This is a genomic window from Limimaricola litoreus (genome assembly GCF_024159025.1).
In the GTDB taxonomy this organism is placed as follows: domain Bacteria; phylum Pseudomonadota; class Alphaproteobacteria; order Rhodobacterales; family Rhodobacteraceae; genus Limimaricola; species Limimaricola litoreus.
Genome location: NZ_JAMYXC010000286.1, coordinates 1 through 515 on the forward strand (window position 1 = coordinate 1; position 515 = coordinate 515).

The 515-nt window shown below is 73.8% G+C and carries 1 pseudogene; it reads right to left on the reverse strand.

The features are described from left to right. Positions 1-356, reverse strand: a pseudogene (locus NHG85_RS17625) (bifunctional 2',3'-cyclic-nucleotide 2'-phosphodiesterase/3'-nucleotidase); the annotation flags it as partial. Positions 357-515: the final 159 nt, after the last annotated feature.

Genomic DNA, 515 nt, shown 5'->3' on the forward strand with positions numbered 1-515 from the left:
CCTTGCGCCAGATGCGCGCGCAGCGCCTCGCGCATCAGCGGCCCCTCGACCGCGATGCGCCGCGCGCGCAAGCAGCGCTGCGGAGTCTCGTCGCTGCCTGCCCTGTGGCTCGCCGAGGCGAGGACGAAGCGATCCTGCGGCCCGAGGCCACGGCCCGCGTGGCGCAGGTGATCGACGCGGCCGTCGCCGGCGGGCCGGCTCGGATCGATGCGCCAGTCGAGCCCGTCGATCAGCTCGAACCGGTAGGGCGGGCAAGAGACATCGAGCAGCGGCTGGTCGCGGCGACCCGGCACGATCCGGCGAAACATCACCGCGCCGCGTTCGAGCCGGGCGCGCAGCGTTTCGCGGTCGACCACCTCGAGGCAGAGCCGGTCGGGATGCGGGTAGAGCGCCTGCAGATGGCCTTCGGTCAGCGGGCCGGCGGGCAGCGACAGGTAATGCCCCGCGCCGCCATGACCGCCCGCGCGGAAGGGCGTCCCCTCGATCGAGACGGGGCACTACTTCGGCACCGACAG